This window comes from Pseudomonas sp. RW409, assembly GCF_003184125.1.
Taxonomy (GTDB): domain Bacteria; phylum Pseudomonadota; class Gammaproteobacteria; order Pseudomonadales; family Pseudomonadaceae; genus Aquipseudomonas; species Aquipseudomonas chlororaphis_I.
This window is the reverse complement of the sequence record NZ_QHHP01000002.1, coordinates 292,406-310,726: the sequence shown is the minus strand read 5'-3', so window position 1 is coordinate 310,726 and position 18,321 is coordinate 292,406. Positions and strand designations below refer to the sequence as shown.

The 18,321-nt window shown below is 63.2% G+C and carries 16 protein-coding genes; 4 read left to right on the top strand and 12 right to left on the bottom strand.

Going from position 1 to position 18,321, the window contains the following annotated elements:
- The first annotated feature begins 167 nt into the window (after positions 1 to 167).
- Positions 168 to 1,394, top strand: coding sequence for a nicotinate phosphoribosyltransferase (gene pncB, locus DK261_RS01505; protein WP_009046709.1), 1,227 nt, complete (start codon positions 168 to 170; stop codon positions 1,392 to 1,394).
- Positions 1,395 to 1,397: 3 nt separating this feature from the next.
- Positions 1,398 to 2,225: an ammonia-dependent NAD(+) synthetase gene (gene nadE, locus DK261_RS01500; protein WP_016704116.1), complete on the top strand. Its 828-nt coding sequence runs from the start codon at positions 1,398 to 1,400 to the stop codon at positions 2,223 to 2,225.
- A 190-nt stretch (positions 2,226 to 2,415) separates the two neighbouring features.
- Here nadE and azu read toward each other — a convergent pair whose 3' ends face one another.
- Complete coding sequence (azu, locus tag DK261_RS01495; protein WP_009046707.1) at positions 2,416 to 2,862, bottom strand: azurin; 447 nt, start codon at positions 2,860 to 2,862, stop codon at positions 2,416 to 2,418.
- Positions 2,863 to 3,211: 349 nt separating this feature from the next.
- Here azu and DK261_RS01490 point away from each other — a divergent pair, with 349 nt between their 5' ends.
- Together DK261_RS01490 and DK261_RS01485 are read left to right on the top strand one after the other, a co-directional pair.
- Entirely contained in the window at positions 3,212 to 3,799 is a 588-nt protein-coding gene (locus DK261_RS01490) for a TIGR00730 family Rossman fold protein (protein WP_009046706.1), read from the top strand.
- Between the two features lie 68 nt (positions 3,800 to 3,867).
- Positions 3,868 to 4,053 (top strand): hypothetical protein, encoded by a 186-nt coding sequence (locus DK261_RS01485; protein WP_009046705.1) that lies wholly within the window; start codon positions 3,868 to 3,870, stop codon positions 4,051 to 4,053.
- A 24-nt stretch (positions 4,054 to 4,077) separates the two neighbouring features.
- On the opposite strand, the gene DK261_RS01480 is transcribed toward DK261_RS01485, so the two are convergent.
- From DK261_RS01480 to rpsF, 11 genes are all read right to left on the bottom strand, one after another.
- On the bottom strand, positions 4,078 to 4,497 hold the full coding sequence (locus DK261_RS01480) for an NUDIX domain-containing protein (protein WP_053268103.1): 420 nt from the start codon (positions 4,495 to 4,497) through the stop codon (positions 4,078 to 4,080).
- Between the two features lie 116 nt (positions 4,498 to 4,613).
- Complete coding sequence (locus DK261_RS01475; protein ID WP_038630470.1) at positions 4,614 to 5,519, bottom strand: transglutaminase family protein; 906 nt, start codon at positions 5,517 to 5,519, stop codon at positions 4,614 to 4,616.
- Positions 5,519 to 8,005, bottom strand: a complete 2,487-nt coding sequence (locus DK261_RS01470; protein ID WP_110175177.1) for a circularly permuted type 2 ATP-grasp protein — start codon at positions 8,003 to 8,005, stop codon at positions 5,519 to 5,521. Before DK261_RS01470 ends, DK261_RS01475 begins: the two co-directional genes overlap by 1 nt.
- Before the next feature lie 87 nt (positions 8,006 to 8,092).
- Positions 8,093 to 11,368, bottom strand: coding sequence for a DUF2126 domain-containing protein (locus DK261_RS01465; protein WP_016704519.1), 3,276 nt, complete (start codon positions 11,366 to 11,368; stop codon positions 8,093 to 8,095).
- A gap of 173 nt (positions 11,369 to 11,541) precedes the next feature.
- On the bottom strand, positions 11,542 to 12,060 hold the full coding sequence (locus DK261_RS01460) for a hypothetical protein (protein WP_028683732.1): 519 nt from the start codon (positions 12,058 to 12,060) through the stop codon (positions 11,542 to 11,544).
- Positions 12,061 to 12,171: 111 nt separating this feature from the next.
- A complete protein-coding gene (locus tag DK261_RS01455; RefSeq protein WP_009046699.1) occupies positions 12,172 to 14,472 on the bottom strand; it encodes a YgiQ family radical SAM protein in 2,301 nt (766 codons plus the stop codon).
- A gap of 192 nt (positions 14,473 to 14,664) precedes the next feature.
- Positions 14,665 to 16,062, bottom strand: a complete 1,398-nt coding sequence (gene dnaB, locus DK261_RS01450) for a replicative DNA helicase (protein ID WP_007921486.1) — start codon at positions 16,060 to 16,062, stop codon at positions 14,665 to 14,667.
- Positions 16,063 to 16,196: 134 nt separating this feature from the next.
- A complete protein-coding gene (rplI, locus tag DK261_RS01445) occupies positions 16,197 to 16,643 on the bottom strand; it encodes a 50S ribosomal protein L9 (protein ID WP_007921484.1) in 447 nt (148 codons plus the stop codon).
- 21 nt (positions 16,644 to 16,664) lie between these two features.
- Positions 16,665 to 17,564, bottom strand: a complete 900-nt coding sequence (locus tag DK261_RS01440) for a hypothetical protein (RefSeq protein ID WP_009046698.1) — start codon at positions 17,562 to 17,564, stop codon at positions 16,665 to 16,667.
- A gap of 36 nt (positions 17,565 to 17,600) precedes the next feature.
- On the bottom strand, positions 17,601 to 17,831 hold the full coding sequence (gene rpsR, locus DK261_RS01435; protein WP_002551829.1) for a 30S ribosomal protein S18: 231 nt from the start codon (positions 17,829 to 17,831) through the stop codon (positions 17,601 to 17,603).
- Between the two features lie 28 nt (positions 17,832 to 17,859).
- Positions 17,860 to 18,285 (bottom strand): 30S ribosomal protein S6, encoded by a 426-nt coding sequence (gene rpsF, locus DK261_RS01430; RefSeq protein WP_007921481.1) that lies wholly within the window; start codon positions 18,283 to 18,285, stop codon positions 17,860 to 17,862.
- Positions 18,286 to 18,321: the final 36 nt, after the last annotated feature.

The window sequence follows — 18,321 nt, the reverse complement described above, 5'->3', positions numbered from 1 at the left end:
CCGTATCTGTAGGAGCGAGGCTTGCCCGCGATGAGACCATCAGCCTCGACATCGTCCCCAAGCAAAAAACGCTGGCAAAACCCACAGCGGATATGCGCCACTACTGCCTTCATTGAACAAGCTGGAAAGCCACGTCCTTCATCGTGGCCAGCATGGAGATTCCCGTTATGAGCGAGAGTGTGTTTGCCGATCGCATCGTGCAGAACCTGCTCGACACCGACTTCTACAAACTAACCATGATGCAGGCGGTGCTGCACAACTACCCCAATGTGGAAGTCGAATGGGAATTCCGCTGCCGCAACAGCGAGGACCTGCGCCCTTATCTGGCGGAGATCCGCTATCAGTTCGAGCGCCTGGCCGACCTGAGCCTGAGCGCCGACCAGTTGAGCTTTCTGGAGCGCATCAGCTTCCTGAAACCGGACTTCCTGCGCTTTCTCGGGCTGTTCCGCTTCAACCTGCGCTATGTGCATACCGGTATCGAGAACGGCGAGCTGTTCATCCGCCTGCGTGGGCCCTGGCTGCACGTGATCCTGTTCGAAGTGCCGATGCTGGCGATCGTCAGCGAGGTGCGTAACCGCTATCGCTACCGCGAAGTCGTCCTGGAACAGGCCCGCGAACAGTTGTATCGCAAGTTCGACTGGCTGAGCGCCAACGCCAGCGCCGACGAATTGTCGCACCTGCAAGTGGCCGACTTCGGCACCCGTCGGCGCTTCTCGTACCGGGTCCAGGAAGAAGTGGTGAACGTGCTCAAGCACGACTTCCCCGGGCGTTTCGTCGGCACCAGCAACGTGCACCTGTCCCGCGAGCTGGACATGAAACCCCTGGGCACCATGGCCCATGAGTGGATCATGGCCCACCAGCAACTGGGGCCGCGGCTGATCGACAGCCAGATCGCCGCCCTCGACTGCTGGGTCCGCGAATACCGTGGCCTGCTGGGGATCGCCCTGACCGACTGCATCACCACCGACGCCTTCCTCAACGATTTCGATCTGTATTTCGCCAAGCTGTTCGACGGTTTGCGCCACGACTCGGGCGATCCGATCGTCTGGGCGGAAAAGGCTATCGCCCATTACCTGAAACTGGGCATCGAGCCGATGAGCAAGACCCTGGTGTTCTCCGACAGTCTGACGCTGCCCAAGTCCCTGGAGATTTTTCGCGCGCTGCGTGGTCGGATCAATGTCAGCTTCGGTATCGGCACCAACCTGACGTGCGATATTCCCGGTGTCGAGCCGATGAGCATCGTGCTTAAAATGGCCGCCTGCAATGGCCAGCCCGTCGCCAAGATATCCGACGAAGCGGGCAAGACCCATTGCAAGGATCCCAACTTCGTCGCTTATCTGCGCCACGTTTTCCAAGTACCTGCCGCCCTTTCTGGCACATCAAGCAAGGAGTGAATCATGCAAGCCGTACAGCGTGAGATTGCTGAACAGCTCAAGGTCCAACCCCCTTTCAAGGACCAGGCCGATCTCGAGGCAGAAGTCGCCCGGCGGGTCGCGTTCATCCAGCAATGCCTGCTCAATTCCGGGCTCAAGACCCTGGTACTGGGCATCAGCGGTGGCGTCGACTCCCTGACCGCGGGCCTGCTGGCCCAGCGGGCGGTGCGCGAACTGCGCGCCAGCAGCGGCGACCAGGGCTATCGTTTCATCGCCGTGCGCCTGCCGTACGACGTGCAGTTCGACGAGCACGATGCCCAGGCCTCGGTGGACTTCATCGAACCCGACGAGCGCCACACTGTGAACATCGGGCCGGCGGTCAAGTCCCTGGCCAATGAAGTGGCGGCCTTCGAAGGCCATCAGGCGGTAACCCGGGACTTCGTGCTCGGCAATACCAAGGCGCGCATGCGCATGGTCGCGCAGTACACCATCGCCGGTGCCGCCCACGGCCTGGTGATCGGCACCGACCACGCCGCCGAAGCGGTGATGGGCTTCTTCACCAAGTTCGGCGACGGCGCCTGCGACCTGGCGCCGCTGAGCGGGCTGGTGAAGAACCAGGTGCGCGCCGTTGCCCGGCATTTCGGCGCGCCGGAGTCGCTGGTGGAGAAGATCCCTACCGCCGACCTCGAAGACCTGTCTCCCGGCAAGCCGGATGAAGCCTCCCACGGCGTGACCTACGCCGAGATCGACGCCTTCCTCCACGGCCAGCCGGTACGCGAGGAAGCGTTCAAGATCATCTGCAACACTTACAACAAGACCCATCACAAACGTGTGATGCCGTTCGCGCCTTGAGGTGATGAGGTGACGCAAAAGCCCGCCGCGGGAAATCCTCGGCGGGCTTTTTGTTGTGTGTTGGCCGGGCTGGCGTTATCGCGAGCAAGCTTCGCTCCTGCAAAAGCTTGTGGGAGCCAGGCTTGCCCGCAACCGCCCGCCCACAAAAAAGCGCCCCGAAGGGCGCTTTTTTTCACTCGGAATCAACCGATCACTTCAGCACCACGGCGCCTTTCATCATCGAGTTGTGGCCCGGGAACGAGCAGAAGAACTCGTAGCTTTCGCCCGCGGTCAGCTTCGACACGTCGAAAGTCACCGAGTCTTTTTCGCCAGAGCCGATGATCTTGGTGTGGGCGATGACGCGGCTGTCGCCTGGCTTCAGGTAGTCCTTGTCGATGCCGGCAGCCATGCCGTCGGTCGCGATGCCGGCCATGTCCGCGCTTTTGCTCAGCACCCAGTTATGGCCCATGACGTTCTTCGGCAGGCTGCCGGAATGGGTCAGGTTCACGGTGAAGGTCTTGCAGCTCTTGTCGATGGTGATTTCCTTCGTGTTGAAGGACATCTGGTCGGTAGAGTCGACATCGACCTTGCATTCGGCGGCCATCAGCTGGCTGCTGGCCAGTGTCAACAGGGATACCGCAACGAGTTTGGCAAACATGGTGAATCTCCAAGGCAGGGTTAACAAAATCCATCTGAATCCATGAGGGTGAAGACTGCCTGAATTTTTCACAAGTTCCTATGATTCAAATCAAGAAATTGTATACAACTTTGCGCTATCGGCTTGATCGAGAGAATCAAACAGCCAGCCAACGGCCGCGGATCTATGCTCGGCGCACATCACTATCGGAGTGTCTGCCATGCACCTCAACAGCCTGTTCCGCAGCCTGCTCGCCGCCTACGCCTGTGGCGCCAGCGGCACCTATGAAAGCCCCCGCCGCGAGGATTGACCCTTGGAGCGCGGCCGACCAGCCATTACTCTGTGGCCCTCACCGACCATGGAGTAAGGCATGTCTTTAACGTCTGTATGCGTGTTCTGCGGTGCCAGCACCGGCACCAACCCGGCCTACCGCGAGGCCGCCGAAGCCCTCGGGCGCCATCTGGCCGAACGCAAACTGACCCTGGTCTATGGCGGTGGCGCTGTCGGCCTGATGGGCCTAGTCGCCGACGCGGCCCTGGCGGCCGGAGGTGAAGTCATCGGCATCATTCCCCAGAGCCTCAAGGACAAGGAAATCGGCCATCCGGGCCTGACGCGCCTGGAGGTGGTCGACGGCATGCACGCCCGCAAGGCACGCATGGCCGAGCTGAGCGATGCCTTTATCGCGCTGCCGGGTGGCCTGGGCACCCTGGAAGAGTTGTTCGAGGTCTGGACCTGGGGCCAGCTGGGCTATCACGCCAAGCCCCTGGGGTTGCTGGAAGTGAATGGCTTCTACGAGAAACTCACGGGTTTTCTCGATCACATCGTCGGCGAAGGCTTCGTTCGCGCCCCGCACCGTGACATGCTGCAAGTGAGCGATTCGCCGCGCAAACTGCTGGATGCGCTGGAGGCCTGGCAACCCACGGTCGCCCCCAAATGGGCCGAGCAAAAACCCGATTAACCGCCGGCCCCCGATACAAGGCAGAATACGCGCCGCTCAACCTCACCTTCGACCCCAGAGGATCGCCCATGGCTAAACCCAATTACTCCTTCGCCAAACGTCAGCGAGACCTGGCAAAGGAGCAGAAGAAAGAGGAAAAGCTGCAACGCAAGAAAGCGGCCGCTGAAGAAGCCGGCGCACCGAGCCCGGATACAGAAGACGAAGTGGCCGTCGACGACGCCAATGCAGTAGACGATCAGGCCCCCAAAGCCTGAGACCCGCCAGGCCTGATACTCCTGTCAGGCCCTCGGGATCTGGGGTCGGCTATCCATTACCGACCCTCGGATACCCAACGCTTTGACAATCGAATCGCGATAACCCTGTGGCAGGTTGGCCGGTAGCTGGTCGGCTGCGAACAGACCGATTTCCTTGTGCTCGTGGCTGATGGTCGGCACAAAACCGCCCAGGAGCCGGCAGCGATAGGTCGAGATAAAGACATGCTTGCCGGGGATGACCTCGAACAGGTACGAATCCAGCGGCTCCGCCACCGCCACCTGCACGTCCAGCTCTTCCTCGATCTCCCGCGCCAGGCATTGCGGCGCCGTCTCCCCCAGCTCGATCCGCCCGCCGGGCAGCTCCCACTCGTCACGCTCGTTGAGCATCAGCACCACCAATCCTTCGGGGGATTGCAGCACACCCTTGATCGATACCGGGAACATAAGCCACTCCTGTAAAACCTGTAGCCGCTGCCGAAGGCTGCGCCCGGGTGCGTAGCGGCCGTGTTTTTGAGGCCGCAGGACGATTCTGCGAACCTTATCGCAGCCTGCGGCAGCGGCTACAGAGAGATCCGTTCATTCAGTGGCATCACCGTCACCCGCACTTCCGGGTCGTGGCTGCCGCCGCCGAGAATCACCCCGCGCAGCGGCGAGACGTCGGAAAAGTCCCGGCCCCAGGCCAGGGTGATGTGTTCCAGTGCCGGCTGCACGTTGTTGGTCGGGTCGAAATCGACCCAGCCGAGTACCGGGCAGAACACCGAAACCCAGGCATGGGAGGCGTCCGCGCCGATCAGGCGTGGCTGCCCCGGTGGCGGTTGGGTCAGCAGGTAGCCGCTGACATAACGCGCCGCCAAACCGCGAGAGCGCAAACACGCCAGCATCAGGTGGGCGAAGTCCTGGCAGACCCCGCGCCGCCGCTCCAGCACCTCCACCAGCGGCGTCGCCACCTGAGTGGCTTCGGCATCGAAGGTGAACTCGCTGAAGATCTTCTCCATCAACGCCTGTACCCCGAGCAACAACGGGCGCCCGGCAGGGAAACAGCTTTCGGAAAAATCGACGAAGCTCTTCTTCAAGTGCACATAGGGCGACTCGAAGCGGTAACGACACGCCTCCATCAAGGCCGCGGACAACGGCCGGCTGCTGTAGGTCAGCGCACTGCGGGTGGCGTCCCAGGGCAATGAGCGGGTGAAATCCAGCGCAGGCCGGGCCAGCACCTCCACCGTCAGTTGCGCATTGACCAGCAGTTCGTCATGGGGGCGCTCGAACGCCAGCCGGGTCAGCGGGTTGCCGAACACATCCAGCTCGTCGCGGCGGGTGGTGGGGTCGGGGCTGATCAGCAGTTCCTGCTGGCTGCAATGCTGCCAGGCGCAGGCCCGCGGCCACAGGTGCGCCAGCTGCTGGGCCAGGGAAACCGGGCTGTCGTAGTGGTAATGGGTATCGTGGAAGATCTGGTAATGAGCGCTCATCAGACGGACACCGTTTGTTGGCTGACATCGTCGACATGGGCGAAATGCCGCAGCGCCAGGCGGTCGGAGACCTGCCCGCTGGCATCGGCGATTTCCTGCAACAGGTCGGCCAGGCCTTCAAGCGCCGCACGCACGCTGGCTTCGCCGAACAGCGGGTTTTCCAGGCAACCCAGGTCGAAGCGCGACAAGCGCCCCACCAGCTTGGGCAAGCCGGCCTCGCGCGGCACACCGAACTCGTCGTTCAAGCGATTGAGGGTCCGGGTCACCAGCTTCAGCTGGAACAGCACCGCGTGGGGGTTCTGCTCATCGAGCAGCAACAGGTCGAGCACCGGGATCAACTGCGCCACCGCCAGGTAGCGGGAACGGTAGGTGATGCTGCTGTTGCCCAGCTCCAGCAGCCACTCCAGCCCGGCCTGGTCGAACGTGGTGGCGCTGCGCAGGAAGGCCGCCAGGCTGCTGCTGAGGAACTGCAGGCGCTCGATACGCCGGCCGATCATCAAAAAACGCCAGCCTTCGTCGCGGGTCATGTCGTCCAGGGCAAAACCCGACAGCGCCGCCAGGGACATCACCAGGCGATTGAGGAAGTCCAGCAATTCGCCGAAGTCCGGCTCCCGGGCCTCCAGCGCCAGAGCTTCGCGCTGCAACTCCACCAGCGCCTGCCAGTTTTCCCGCGAGAGCTTGCCGCGCACCTGGGACGCCGCCCACTGCAGGCGCTGCAGGTTGGAGCGCAGGCTGAAGGCCCAGTCGTCGCCCTGCAGGGCCGCCAACAGCCGCTCGGGCAGTTCCCCCTCGTCCGGCAGCAACATCAGGCTTTCGCCCAGGTCGACCGCCGCCTGCAAGGCCTGCGGGTCATCGCCGTCGATATAACGCGCGAGCATGATCCGCAACAACCGCGCGCTGCCATCGCAACGCTCGCAGTAACGGCCGAACCAGAACAGGTTTTCCACCACCCGCGACGGCAGGTACGGATCGCGCCGCACCAGCTCATGCACGCCGATGGTCCGCTGGCCCTTCCACTGTTCGCCGCTGGGCGCACGCTCGCCCAGCACCCAGGTGTCCTTGCTGGCGCCGCCGCGCTGCATCGATACCACTTCGGCATCGGCCTCGGCGGCCACCCGGGTCAAGCCGCCCGGCAGCACCCGGTAACCATCGCGGCTGGCCACGGCATACACCCGCATGCCGATGGCCCGCGGTTGCAGCTGGCCATCCTCGGCCTGCCAGACCGGCGCCTGGGACAGCTGCGCCAGTTCCTGGGCGACATAGGCATACGGCCGCGCCCGCATGCGCTCGGCCAGGGCCTGGCGCTCTTTCTCGCAGAGGTCGCGGCCGAACAAGGGGGCAAAGCTCTGGGACGGGAACGCCGGCTTGATCAGCAGCTCCGGGAGTTTTTCCAGGGCCTGGGCCAGCACCGGCGCCTCGCCGCACCACCAGGTGGCGACGGACGGCAGAATCAGCTCTTCGCCAAACAGGTGCTCGCTGATCTTCGGCAGGAAACCCAGCAGGCCTGGCGACTCCAGCACGCCGCTGCCCAGGGCATTGGCCACCAGCACCCGGCCCCGCCGCACCGCCTCCAGCAGCCCCGGCACACCAAGGGCCGAGTCGGTGCGCAGTTCCAGCGGGTCGCAGAAGTCGTCGTCGAGCCGGCGCATGATCGCGTGCACCCGCCGCAGGCCGCTCAGGGTCTTGAGGTAGACCGTGGCGTCGCGCACCGTCAGGTCGCCGCCCTCCACCAGCGGATAACCAAGCTGGCGCGCCAGGTACAGGTGCTCGAAATAGCTTTCGTTGAAACGTCCCGGGGTCAGCAGCACGATCAGTGGCGCTTCGTCGTCCCGGGGCGCCTGGCGGGCCAGGGTTTCCTGCAGGGTGCGGAAGAAGCCGGCCAGGTGCTGTACCTGCAGGTCGCGGTACAGGTCCGGAAAGGCCCGGGACACGATCATGCGGTTTTCCAGGGCGTAGCCGGCACCGGAGGGCGCCTGGGTACGGTCGGCGGTGACCCACCAGCGCCCGTCCGGGGTGCGCGCCAGGTCCACCGCGTACAGGTGCAGGAAAGCGCCGTCCGGCGGCTGGATGCCCTGGCACGGCCAGAGAAAATTGTTATGGCCAAACACCAGTTCGGCCGGCAGCAGACCTTCGCTGATCAGCCGCTGGGGGCCATACAGGTCGGCCAGTACCGCATTGAGCAAACGCGCCCGCTGGGCGATCCCGGCGGACAGCTGCTGCCATTCATCGGCGGCGATCACATGGGGCAACAGGTCCAGTTCCCACGGCCGGTCGGCGCCCTTGGGGTCGGCATAAACGTTGTAGGTGACGCCGTTTTCCTGGATCTGTCGGGTCAGCAGGGCCTGGCGCTGCATCAACTGCGCCGGCGTGCTGCGCTGCAACTGGTCGAACAGCCGGCGCCAGTGCGGGCGTACCGCGCCGCTGGCGTCGAGCAGTTCGTGGTAGGTACCCGCCGTCAGCGGGTAGTGGTCAAGCAGGTCAGGCATGGAGAACTCGGCAGACGGCAAGGTAAGTCAGATTAACGCAGACACATGACGCCCGGATATGCGAAACATCCGGGCGTCGCGTCTGCTTTAGAAACGTCGCAAATCGAGTGTCATCGGCAACTCGTCGTTGATCGTCAGGCTCGGCACCGACAAGGTGCCGGGGCTATGCCCCAGGCGGAAGAAGCGCGCCATGCGACGGCTTTCGGCTTCGTTGGCATTCACCGGCAGGCTGTCGTAGTTGCGTCCGCCCGGGTGGGCTACGTGGTACTGGCAACCGCCCAGGGAGCGCTGCATCCAGGTGTCGAGCAGGTCGAACACCAGGGGCGCATGCACCGGGATGGTCGGTTGCAGGCAGTTGAAGGGCTGCCAGGCCCGATAGCGCACCCCAGCGACAAACTCCCCGACCCGCCCGGTAGGCTGCAGCGGCACCGCGACGCCGTTGCAGGTCAGCAGGTAGCGCTGCGGCGCCAACCCGGTGAGCTTGACCTGCAGACGCTCCAGCGATGAGTCGACATAACGCACCGTGCCGCCAGCGGAGCCCTCCTCCCCCAGCACATGCCAAGGCTCCAGGGCCTGGCGCAGCTCCAGTTCGACCCCGCCGACCGCGTAATCGCCGACCTTGGGGAAACGAAACTCCAGGTGCGCGGCGAACCACTCGGCGCGCAGCGGATAGCCGGCGGCGTTGAGCTCGACTATGACGTCGGCGAAGTCCTGCTCGATAAAGTGCGGCAACAGGAAGCGGTCGTGCAGCTCGGTACCCCAGCGCGCCAGCTTGGCTGGCGCATAGGGCTCGCGCCAGAAGCGCGCGACCAAGGCCCGCAGCAACAGTTGCTGGGCCAGGCTCATGCGCGCATGGGGCGGCATTTCAAAGGCGCGCAGTTCCAGCAGGCCCAGGCGCCCGGTGGCGCCGTCCGGCGAGTACAGCTTGTCGATGCAGAACTCGGCGCGGTGGGTGTTGCCGGTGACATCGATCAGCAGGTTGCGCAGCAACCGGTCGACCAGCCACGGCGGGCACTCCTCGCCCGGTTCGGGCATCTGCGCGAAGGCGATTTCCAGCTCGTACAAGGCATCGTTGCGTGCCTCGTCGACCCGCGGCGCCTGGGAGGTCGGGCCGATGAACAGCCCGGAGAACAGATAGGACAACGACGGATGGTTGTGCCAATAGCTGATCAGGCTGCGCAACAGATCCGGCCGGCGCAGGAAGGGCGAATCCGCCGGCGTCGCGCCGCCCAGCACGAAGTGGTTGCCGCCGCCGGTGCCGGTGTGGCGCCCGTCGATCATGAATTTCTCGGTGGTCAGGCGGGTCTGCCGGGCTTCCTCGTAGAGGAATTCGGTGCGCTCCACCAGCTCGTCCCAACTGGCGGACGGCTGCACGTTGACCTCGATCACGCCCGGATCGGGGGTGACGCGGAAGTTGCTCAGGCGCGGATCGCTCGGCGGCTCGTAGCCCTCCAGCAGCACCGGGCAATGCAGCTCCTCGGCGGTGGCCTCGATGGCGCTGACCAGCTCCAGGTAATCCTCCAGGCGCTCCAGGGGCGGCATGAACAGGTACAACCGCCCACCCCGCGCCTCGGCACAGAACGCGGTGCGGGTCAGCCAGTCGGCGGACTGGTCGATCTGCGGCACCCGCTCATCGGCCTCGGCCGCCTCGCCATGTTCACGCAGTTGCGCGCTGTCCGGCAGCTCGGGCAGGTCCTGGTTCGGATCAGTGGGGTGCACATAGGGGTATTCCGCCGCCGTCACCCAGGGCTGGGACGCCAGCGGCAGGCGATACCCCAGGGGCGAATCCCCCGGCACCAGCCGGCAATGGCTGTCGCGCAGGTACCAACGGCCGCTCTGCCACTGGTCGCCCTTGGCCGTGCGGGCCAGCGGCAGGACCTGGCCGATGACCTTGTCCAGGCCCTGGCTGAAGACCTTGCGCAGGCGCGCCCGCTCCAGTTCGTCCGCCAGCCGCGAATCCTCGGCGCTGACGTTTTGCGGCAAGGTGCCCTCGCGCCACAGGTAATAGAAATTGTCTTCATAGGCCGGGAACACGAAGCGCGGCGGCAGCTTCAGGCGTTCGGCGACACTGGCCAGGAAACGCCCGGCCAGTTCGCTGTCGGCGCCGTAGTCTTCGTGTTCGTCGGCAATCAGCGCGGCGTTATGCCAGATCGGCACACCATCGCGGCGCCAGTAGCAGTTCAGCGACCAGCGCGGCAGTTGCTCGCCCGGGTACCACTTGCCCTGGCCGAAATGCACCAGGCCCTTGGGCGCGTAGTGGTTGCGCATGCGCTGGAACAGCTCGGCGGACAGCCGGCGCTTGTTCGGCCCGAGGGCCGCGGTGTTCCATTCGGCGCCATCCGGGTCGTCGATCGAAACGAAGGTCGGTTCGCCGCCCATGGTCAGGCGCACGTCGCCTTCCAACAGATCGGCATCGATCTGTCGGCCCAGGGCCTGGATCGCCAGCCATTGCTCTTCGGTGTAGGGCTTGGTGACCCGCGGCGCTTCCCAGACCCGCTCCACCGACATCTGGTGGCTGAACTCGCATTCGCAAGGCTCCACCAGGCCGCTGATCGGCGCCGCCGAGGACGGATCGGGGCTGCAGGCCAACGGGATATGGCCTTCCCCGGCAAACAGCCCGGAGGTGGCGTCCAGGCCGATCCAGCCGGCGCCGGGCAGGTACACCTCGCACCAGGCATGCAGGTCGGTGAAATCCACCTCGGTGCCGGACGGGCCGTCGAGGGATTTGACGTCGGCGGTCAGCTGGATCAGGTAGCCGGAAACAAACCGCGCCGCCAGCCCCAGGTTGCGTAGCAGCTGCACCAACAGCCAGGCGGAGTCGCGGCAGGAGCCGGAAGCCTTGTCCAGGGTCTGCTCGGGCGTCTGCACGCCCGGCTCCATGCGGATCAGGTAGCCGATGTCTTCGCTCAGACGCTGGTTCAGGCCCACCAGGAAATCCACCGCCGGCATCGGCGTGCGGTCGATGCCCTCAAGGTAAGCCTTGAACTTCGGTGTCAGCGGCAGGGTTTCCAGGTAAGGCGCCAGTTCCCGCTGCTCATCGGCGGCGTAGGCGAAGGGAATCTTCTCCGCATAGGGTTCGAGGAAGAAGTCGAACGGATTGAACACCGCCATCTCCGCCAGCAGATCGACTTCGATGCGCAGCTCGTCGGTCTTTTCCGGGAAGACCAGGCGCGCCAGGTAGTTGCCCTGGGGATCCTGCTGCCAATTGATGAAGTGCTGCTCGGGCTGGACCTTCAGCGCATAGGAGAGAATCCGCGTGCGGCTATGGGCCGCCGGACGCAGGCGAACAATCTGTGGGCCGAGTTCGACCGCGCGGTCGTAGCGGTAATGCGTGACATGGTGCAATGCGACATGGATCGACACGGCGTGCCTCCTGCGGACCTGGACGTACACGAGAGCGCGCAAGACTTATGCCAGGGCACCAGTCCCGGCGCTTTCCCCAACTGCTGTGGGCAGTACAGCACCAAAAGCGAGCGGCGCGTGCTTTGGCGTGCGCAGGGTTGCACATAAATGTGGCGACAGGATGTAACCGGCGGTCAGCGCACCCGCTTCAGGCCGGCTTCCAGTTGCTGCAAACGCCGGCGTTTGCGCGCTGCCACTTGCAGCACCTTGAGCCCGCGCTGGTAGCGCCGGGTGCTCATCAGGTACAGGCCGGTCAGGGGGATGCACAGGACAAAGGCCGGAAAGAGGCGCTGGCGGGAATCCAGCAGGACCAGCAGCGCGCACGCCAGGCAGAACACCAATGCACCGAACAAGGCCCAGGCGCCACGCGGGTAGCCGCGGATCACCAACAGGAAACACAGGCTCATCAGCAGGCCAACGCCCAGCATGGCCATCGCGGCGTAGTTGGCGACCTGGAAGTCCCGGGGGAAATACAGATGGGGCACCTGCGCGGCGGTCAGCGAGACGCTGAAGATCGTCGTCATCATCACCGCGATATGAATCACCCCGAAGCGCCGCACATAGGGCTGCCAGGCGAGCCACTCGGCGATCTTGAGGCGCAGCAGCTTGTCTTCGATCTGCTGTTGTTGCGGGGTTTTCCTGCGACGTAACACGCTGCTCTTCCTTGAGTCGATGCCAATCCTGGGGCGCACCTTAACAAACCCGAATCGCGAAATGCACAACGCCAACCCTGAGGTTGGCGTTGTGTCTGTACAGCAGCTGCCTTAGCGGGGCACGACCGGTTTACGAGTCGGCTTCTTGCCTTTGCCCTTGGCTGCGTCCGTGCGCTCCTTGGCGGCCTGTTTGTTGCGGGCCATCGCGGCGGCCTTGGCCTGTTCGCGTTTGTCCCACGGGTTGCCGCCGTCGCTGCCGCGCGGTGGCAGGCCGGTGTGCTGGGTAAGGATCCGGGTGGTTTCCTTGGCCACTTTGTGGCTGCCAGCCGGCGTCGAGTTCTTGCGACGGGCGCTCTGGTAGCTGTCGGTAGCCGGTTGATGCAGCGGAATCAACTGGTGCTTGCCCGGCCCGATCAGATCGGCGCGGCCCATGCGGGTCAGTGCTTCACGCAGCATCGGCCAGCCTTTCGGGTCGTGGTAACGCAGGAACGCCTTGTGCAGGCGCCGCTGCTCCTCGCTTTTGACGATGGTCACCCCGTCGCTCTTGTAGGTGACCTTGCGCAGCGGGTTCTTGCCCGAGTGGTACATGGCGGTGGCGGTGGCCATCGGCGACGGGTAGAACGCCTGCACCTGGTCGGCGCGGAAACCGTTGCCCTTGAGCCACAGGGCCAGGTTCATCATGTCTTCGTCGGTGGTGCCCGGGTGCGCGGCGATGAAGTAAGGAATCAGGTACTGCTCCTTGCCTGCTTCCTTGGAGTACTTCTCGAACATCCGCTTGAACCGGTCGTAGGTACCGATACCCGGTTTCATCATCTGGTTGAGCGGACCTTCCTCGGTGTGTTCCGGGGCGATCTTCAGGTAGCCACCGACGTGGTGGGTCACCAGTTCCTTGACGTACTCCGGCGACTCGACCGCGAGGTCGTAGCGCAGGCCGGAAGCGATCAGGATCTTCTTCACCCCCGGCAAGGCGCGGGCGCTGCGATACAGCTGGATCAGCGACGAGTGATCGGTGTTCAGGTTCGGGCAGATGCCAGGGAACACGCAGGACGGCTTGCGGCACGCGGATTCGATTTCCGGGCTCTTGCAGGCGATGCGGTACATGTTCGCGGTCGGGCCGCCGAGGTCGGAGATGACCCCGGTAAAACCTGGAACCTTGTCGCGAATCTCTTCGATCTCGCGAATGATCGATTCTTCGGAACGGTTCTGGATGATCCGCCCTTCGTGCTCGGTGATCGAGCAGAAGGTGCAGCCGCCAAAGCAGCCCCGCATGATGTTCACCGAGAAACGGATCATGTCGTAGGCCGGGATCTTCTCCTTGCCGTACGCCGGGTGCGGGATGCGCTGATACGGCATGCCGAACACGTAGTCCATCTCTTCGGTGGTCATCGGGATGGGTGGAGGGTTGAACCAGACGTCGATCTCGCCATGCTTCTGCACCAGCGCACGGGCGTTGCCCGGGTTGGTTTCCAGGTGCAGCACGCGGTTGGCATGGGCGTAGAGCACCGGATCGTTACGCACCTTTTCCATCGACGGCAGGCGGATCACGGTCTTGTCCCGGGTCATCTTCGGGCTGGCCAGGATCTGCACGACCTTGGCTTCCTGAGGGTCTTCCACCGGCCCCTTCTCTTGCTCGATGGCGCAGGCGGCGGTGTCCTGGGTGTTGACGTAGGGGTTGATAATCTTGTCGATCTTGCCCGGACGGTCGATACGCGTGGAGTCCACTTCGTACCAGCCCTGGGGCGTGTCACGGCGAATGAACGCGGTGCCGCGCACGTCGGTGATGTCTTCGATCTTGTGCCCGTAGGACAGGCGCTGGGCGACTTCGACAATTGCCCGCTCGGCGTTGCCGTAGAGCAGGATGTCGGCGCTGGCGTCGATCAGGATCGAGTTGCGCACCCGGTCCTGCCAGTAGTCGTAGTGGGCGATGCGGCGCAGGGAGGCTTCGATGCCGCCCAGGACGATCGGCACGTGCTTGTAGGCTTCCTTGCAGCGCTGGCTGTAGACCAGGCTGGCGCGGTCCGGACGCTTGCCCGCCAGGCCACCGGGGGTGTAGGCGTCGTCGGAACGGATTTTCTTGTCCGCGGTGTAGCGGTTGATCATCGAATCCATGTTGCCGGCCGCGACGCCGAAGAACAGGTTCGGCTCGCCGAGCTTCATGAAGTCGTCTTTGGACTGCCAGTTCGGCTGGGCGATGATCCCGACGCGGAAGCCCTGGGACTCCAGCAGCCGGCCGATGATCGCCATGCCGAACGACGGGTGATCGACGTAGGCATCACCGGTGACGATGATGATGTCGCAGGAATCCCAGCCGAGCTGATCCATCTCCGCCCTGCTCATCGGCAGGAACGGTGCCGGTCCGAAACATTCGGCCCAGTACTTGGGATAGTCAAATAACGGCTTGGCTGCTTGCATGTCGATGACCGGTATAGGTGTAGATAAGGGCGCGTTTATTTACAGAGAAATTCGCGGGCGCGGAATATAGCACAAAAAATGACCAATTCCGACGACCATGGTCGGAAATCGGTGGGGCGTTTATCGCGGGCAAACCTCGCTCCCAGGAATACGATGACCTTGGAGGCTTGCCTGCGCTCGAGAGGCCGGGCCTTACTCGTCGTCGTCGAAGTTGTAGCTGCCCGGCGCGAGGTTCTCGAAGCGGGTGTACTTGCCGATGAACGCCAGGCGGATAAAGCCGATCGGGCCGTTCCGCTGCTTGCCGATGATGATCTCGGCAATGCCCTTGTGCTCGGTCTCGGGGTGATACACCTCGTCCCGGTACACGAACATGATGACGTCGGCGTCCTGCTCGATCGCTCCGGATTCCCGCAAGTCGGAGTTCACCGGGCGCTTGTTCGGACGCTGCTCGAGGGAGCGGTTGAGCTGGGACAGGGCCACTACCGGGCAGTTGAATTCCTTGGCCAGGGCCTTGAGGGAACGGGAGATCTCGGAAATCTCGTTGGTCCGGTTGTCGCCACTGGAACCCGGGATCTGCATCAGCTGCAGGTAGTCGATCATGATCAGGGCGATGTCGCCGTGCTCACGCACCAGGCGGCGGGTTCGCGCGCGCATTTCCGAGGGGCTGATACCGGCGGTGTCATCGATGAACAGCTTGCGGTCGTTGAGCAGGTTGACCGCCGAGGTCAGGCGCGGCCAGTCGTCGTCTTCCAGCTGGCCGGAACGCACCTTGGTCTGGTCGATGCGGCCAAGGGACGACAGCATACGCATGATCAGCGATTCGCCTGGCATCTCGAGGGAGTACACCAGCACCGCCTTGTCGCTGCGCAGCACGGCGTTTTCCACCAGGTTCATGGCAAAGGTGGTCTTACCCATGGACGGACGGCCGGCGACGATGATCAGGTCGGCTGGCTGCAGGCCGCTGGTCTTCTCGTCAAGGTCGGTGTAGCCGGTGGAAAGGCCGGTGATGGCGTTGTCGGTGTTGAACAAGGTGTCGATGCGGTCGATGGCCTTGGTCAGCAACTCGTTGACGCCCACCGGGCCGCCGGTCTTCGGACGCGCCTCGGCGATCTGGAAGATCTGCCGTTCGGCTTCGTCGAGGATCTCTTCGGCGGTGCGGCCTTCGGGGTTGAAGGCGCTGTCGGCGATCTCGGTGCTGATGCCGATCAGCTGGCGCAGGGTGGCGCGCTGGCGAACGATCTGCGCATAGGCCTTGATGTTGGCCACCGACGGCGTGTTCTTCGCCAGTTCGCCCAGGTACCCCAGGCCGCCGACCTGGGACGTCTGGCCTTCCTTGTCCAGCTGTTCGGACAGGGTCACGACGTCGATCGGCATGTTCTGATCGGCCAGTTTGGCGATCGCGCGGAAAATCAAACGGTGGTCATGCCGATAGAAGTCGCCGTCGGAGACTTGATCGAGCACCCGCTCCCAGGCGTTGTTGTCCAGCATCAGACCACCGAGCACGGCCTGTTCGGCCTCGATGGAATGTGGCGGCACCTTCAGGGCAGCGGTTTGCAGATCGTATTGCTCGGGAGCGGAGATATCGTTCATGGCCACTTGGTTTTTTAGGAAAAGCAGGGGTTTGAAAAACTGAGGGTACAGAAAGACAAAGGGCACGACCTGTAAACAGGATCGTGCCCGATGTTACCGGCTAGCTCCCGAGGGTGCCAGCCGACAAGTACTGCTTAAGCTGCTACCACGACAACGCGCACGGTGGCTTCAACTTCGGCGTGCAGGTGCACGGCTACGTCGAATTCACCTACGTTGCGGATGGTGCCGTTCGGCAGACGAACTTCGCTTTTTGCCACTTCAACGCCGGAGGCGGTCAGTGCATCAGCGATGTCGTGGGTGCCGATCGAACCGAACAGCTTGCCTTCGTCACCAGCGGTGGCAGTGATAGTCACTTCCAGCTCAGCCAGTTGGGCAGCGCGAGTTTCGGCAGAAGCCTTTTTCTCTGCAGCCAGTTTTTCCAGCTCGGCACGACGCGCTTCGAACGCAGCCAGGTTGGCAGCGGTAGCAGCGGTGGCTTTGCCGAAAGGCAGCAGGTAGTTACGGCCGTAACCAGCCTTAACGTTTACCTTATCGCCCAGGTTGCCCAGGTTGGCGATTTTTTCCAGCAGGATCAGTTCCATTTGGTAATAACCTCTTAACTTTTAACCTTCACCGTTCGCAGAGCCGTTATCAGCGTCTTTCGGCGCCGAACGACCGCGAAAATCAATCAGGCTGTCGACTATGGCCAACACCACGAGCAACGGATAGATCAGCTGCATAAACAGCAACAGCGTTACGTACAACCCCACCAGCCAGAACCTGGCCAGTCGCCCTTGCGCCACCAGCCCGTGAATCAGGGCCAGCCCGGCGAACACCAGCGGTACGCTGCACAACGGCGTCAGCATTGCCATCTGTGGACCGAGATTCGGTCCCAGCAGCATGCAGGCCAGCAGCAACATCGCCAGTCCCAGCGGGAGCTTGATAGCGCGAAACTCGCGCCCAAAACCACCCGGGTTGTACAACAACGCCTGCCAGTAGCGCCCGACAATCAGGCTCAGCACACTGACAACCTGCAACAAAGCCGCTATCAGGCCGGTCAGGACCGGTGCAATCAGTGAGGCAAGACGAGCCTGCTCTTCAACCGACAACTGCTGGTAGAGATCACCGAGGGCCAGCGGCAGGATTTTTACCAACTCCTGCGAGAGCATCTCGATCTGGGGGCGGTAAGCCACACCCAGCACTCCAGCAAACACCAGGCCCAGCGCTATGCTGACCAGCAGCACACGGTTCCAGGATTCGCTTGCGCGCAAAACCAACGCAAGGCCCGAAGACCCCAGCAGCACCATGAGTGCGCGTGGATCGCCGGAATACAGCCACCAGAACAGTGCCGGCAGCAATCCCAGGGCGAGGACACCAAGGGCGTCGCTCAAACCGCGCCGCAGGAGCACCAGGCTTCCCGCAGCAGCACCCAACCAATACAACAACGGCAATGCCGCACATCCGGCCACTACCAGAGTGGCCTGCATACGGCCGCGCATGATGAACTCAGCTAAGGCGCGCATGCATTCAATCCCTTACTACTTGTCGACTGCCCGGTCTCAGCGGCCGTGGCTGTCGGTGTAGGCCAGCAGGGCCAGGAAGCGGGCGCGCTTGATAGCGGTGGCCAGCTGACGCTGATAACGAGCTTTGGTACCGGTGATACGGCTTGGAACGATTTTGCCGGTCTCGGATACGTAGGCTTTCAGGGTGTTGAGATCTTTGTAATCGATCTCTTTCACGTCTTCAGCGGTGAAGCGGCAGAATTTACGACGACGGAAGAAACGTGCCATGTAATTGGCTCCTCAAAAGGTCCGTGGATTACTCGTCAGCGTTATCGCTGGCGTCGCTGTTATCGCTGTCATCGCCATCGGCGCTGTCAGAATGCTCAGGACGGTCACGACGCTCACGGCGCTCACTGCGGTTCTCTTCAGCCTTGAGCATCTCGGATTGGCCAGTGATGGCTTCTTCGCGACGGATGACCAGGTTACGGATCACAGCATCGTTGTAACGGAAGTTGTCTTCCAGCTCAGCCAGGGCTTTACCGGTGCACTCAACGTTCAGCATCACGTAGTGAGCCTTGTGAACATTGTTGATTGCGTAGGCCAGTTGACGACGGCCCCAGTCTTCCAGACGGTGGATTTTGCCGCCGTCTTCTTCGATCAGCTTGGTGTAACGCTCAACCATGCCGCCGACTTGCTCGCTCTGGTCAGGGTGGACCAGAAAGATGATTTCGTAATGACGCATGAATGCTCCTTACGGGTTGTAGCCTGCCGCTCAAAA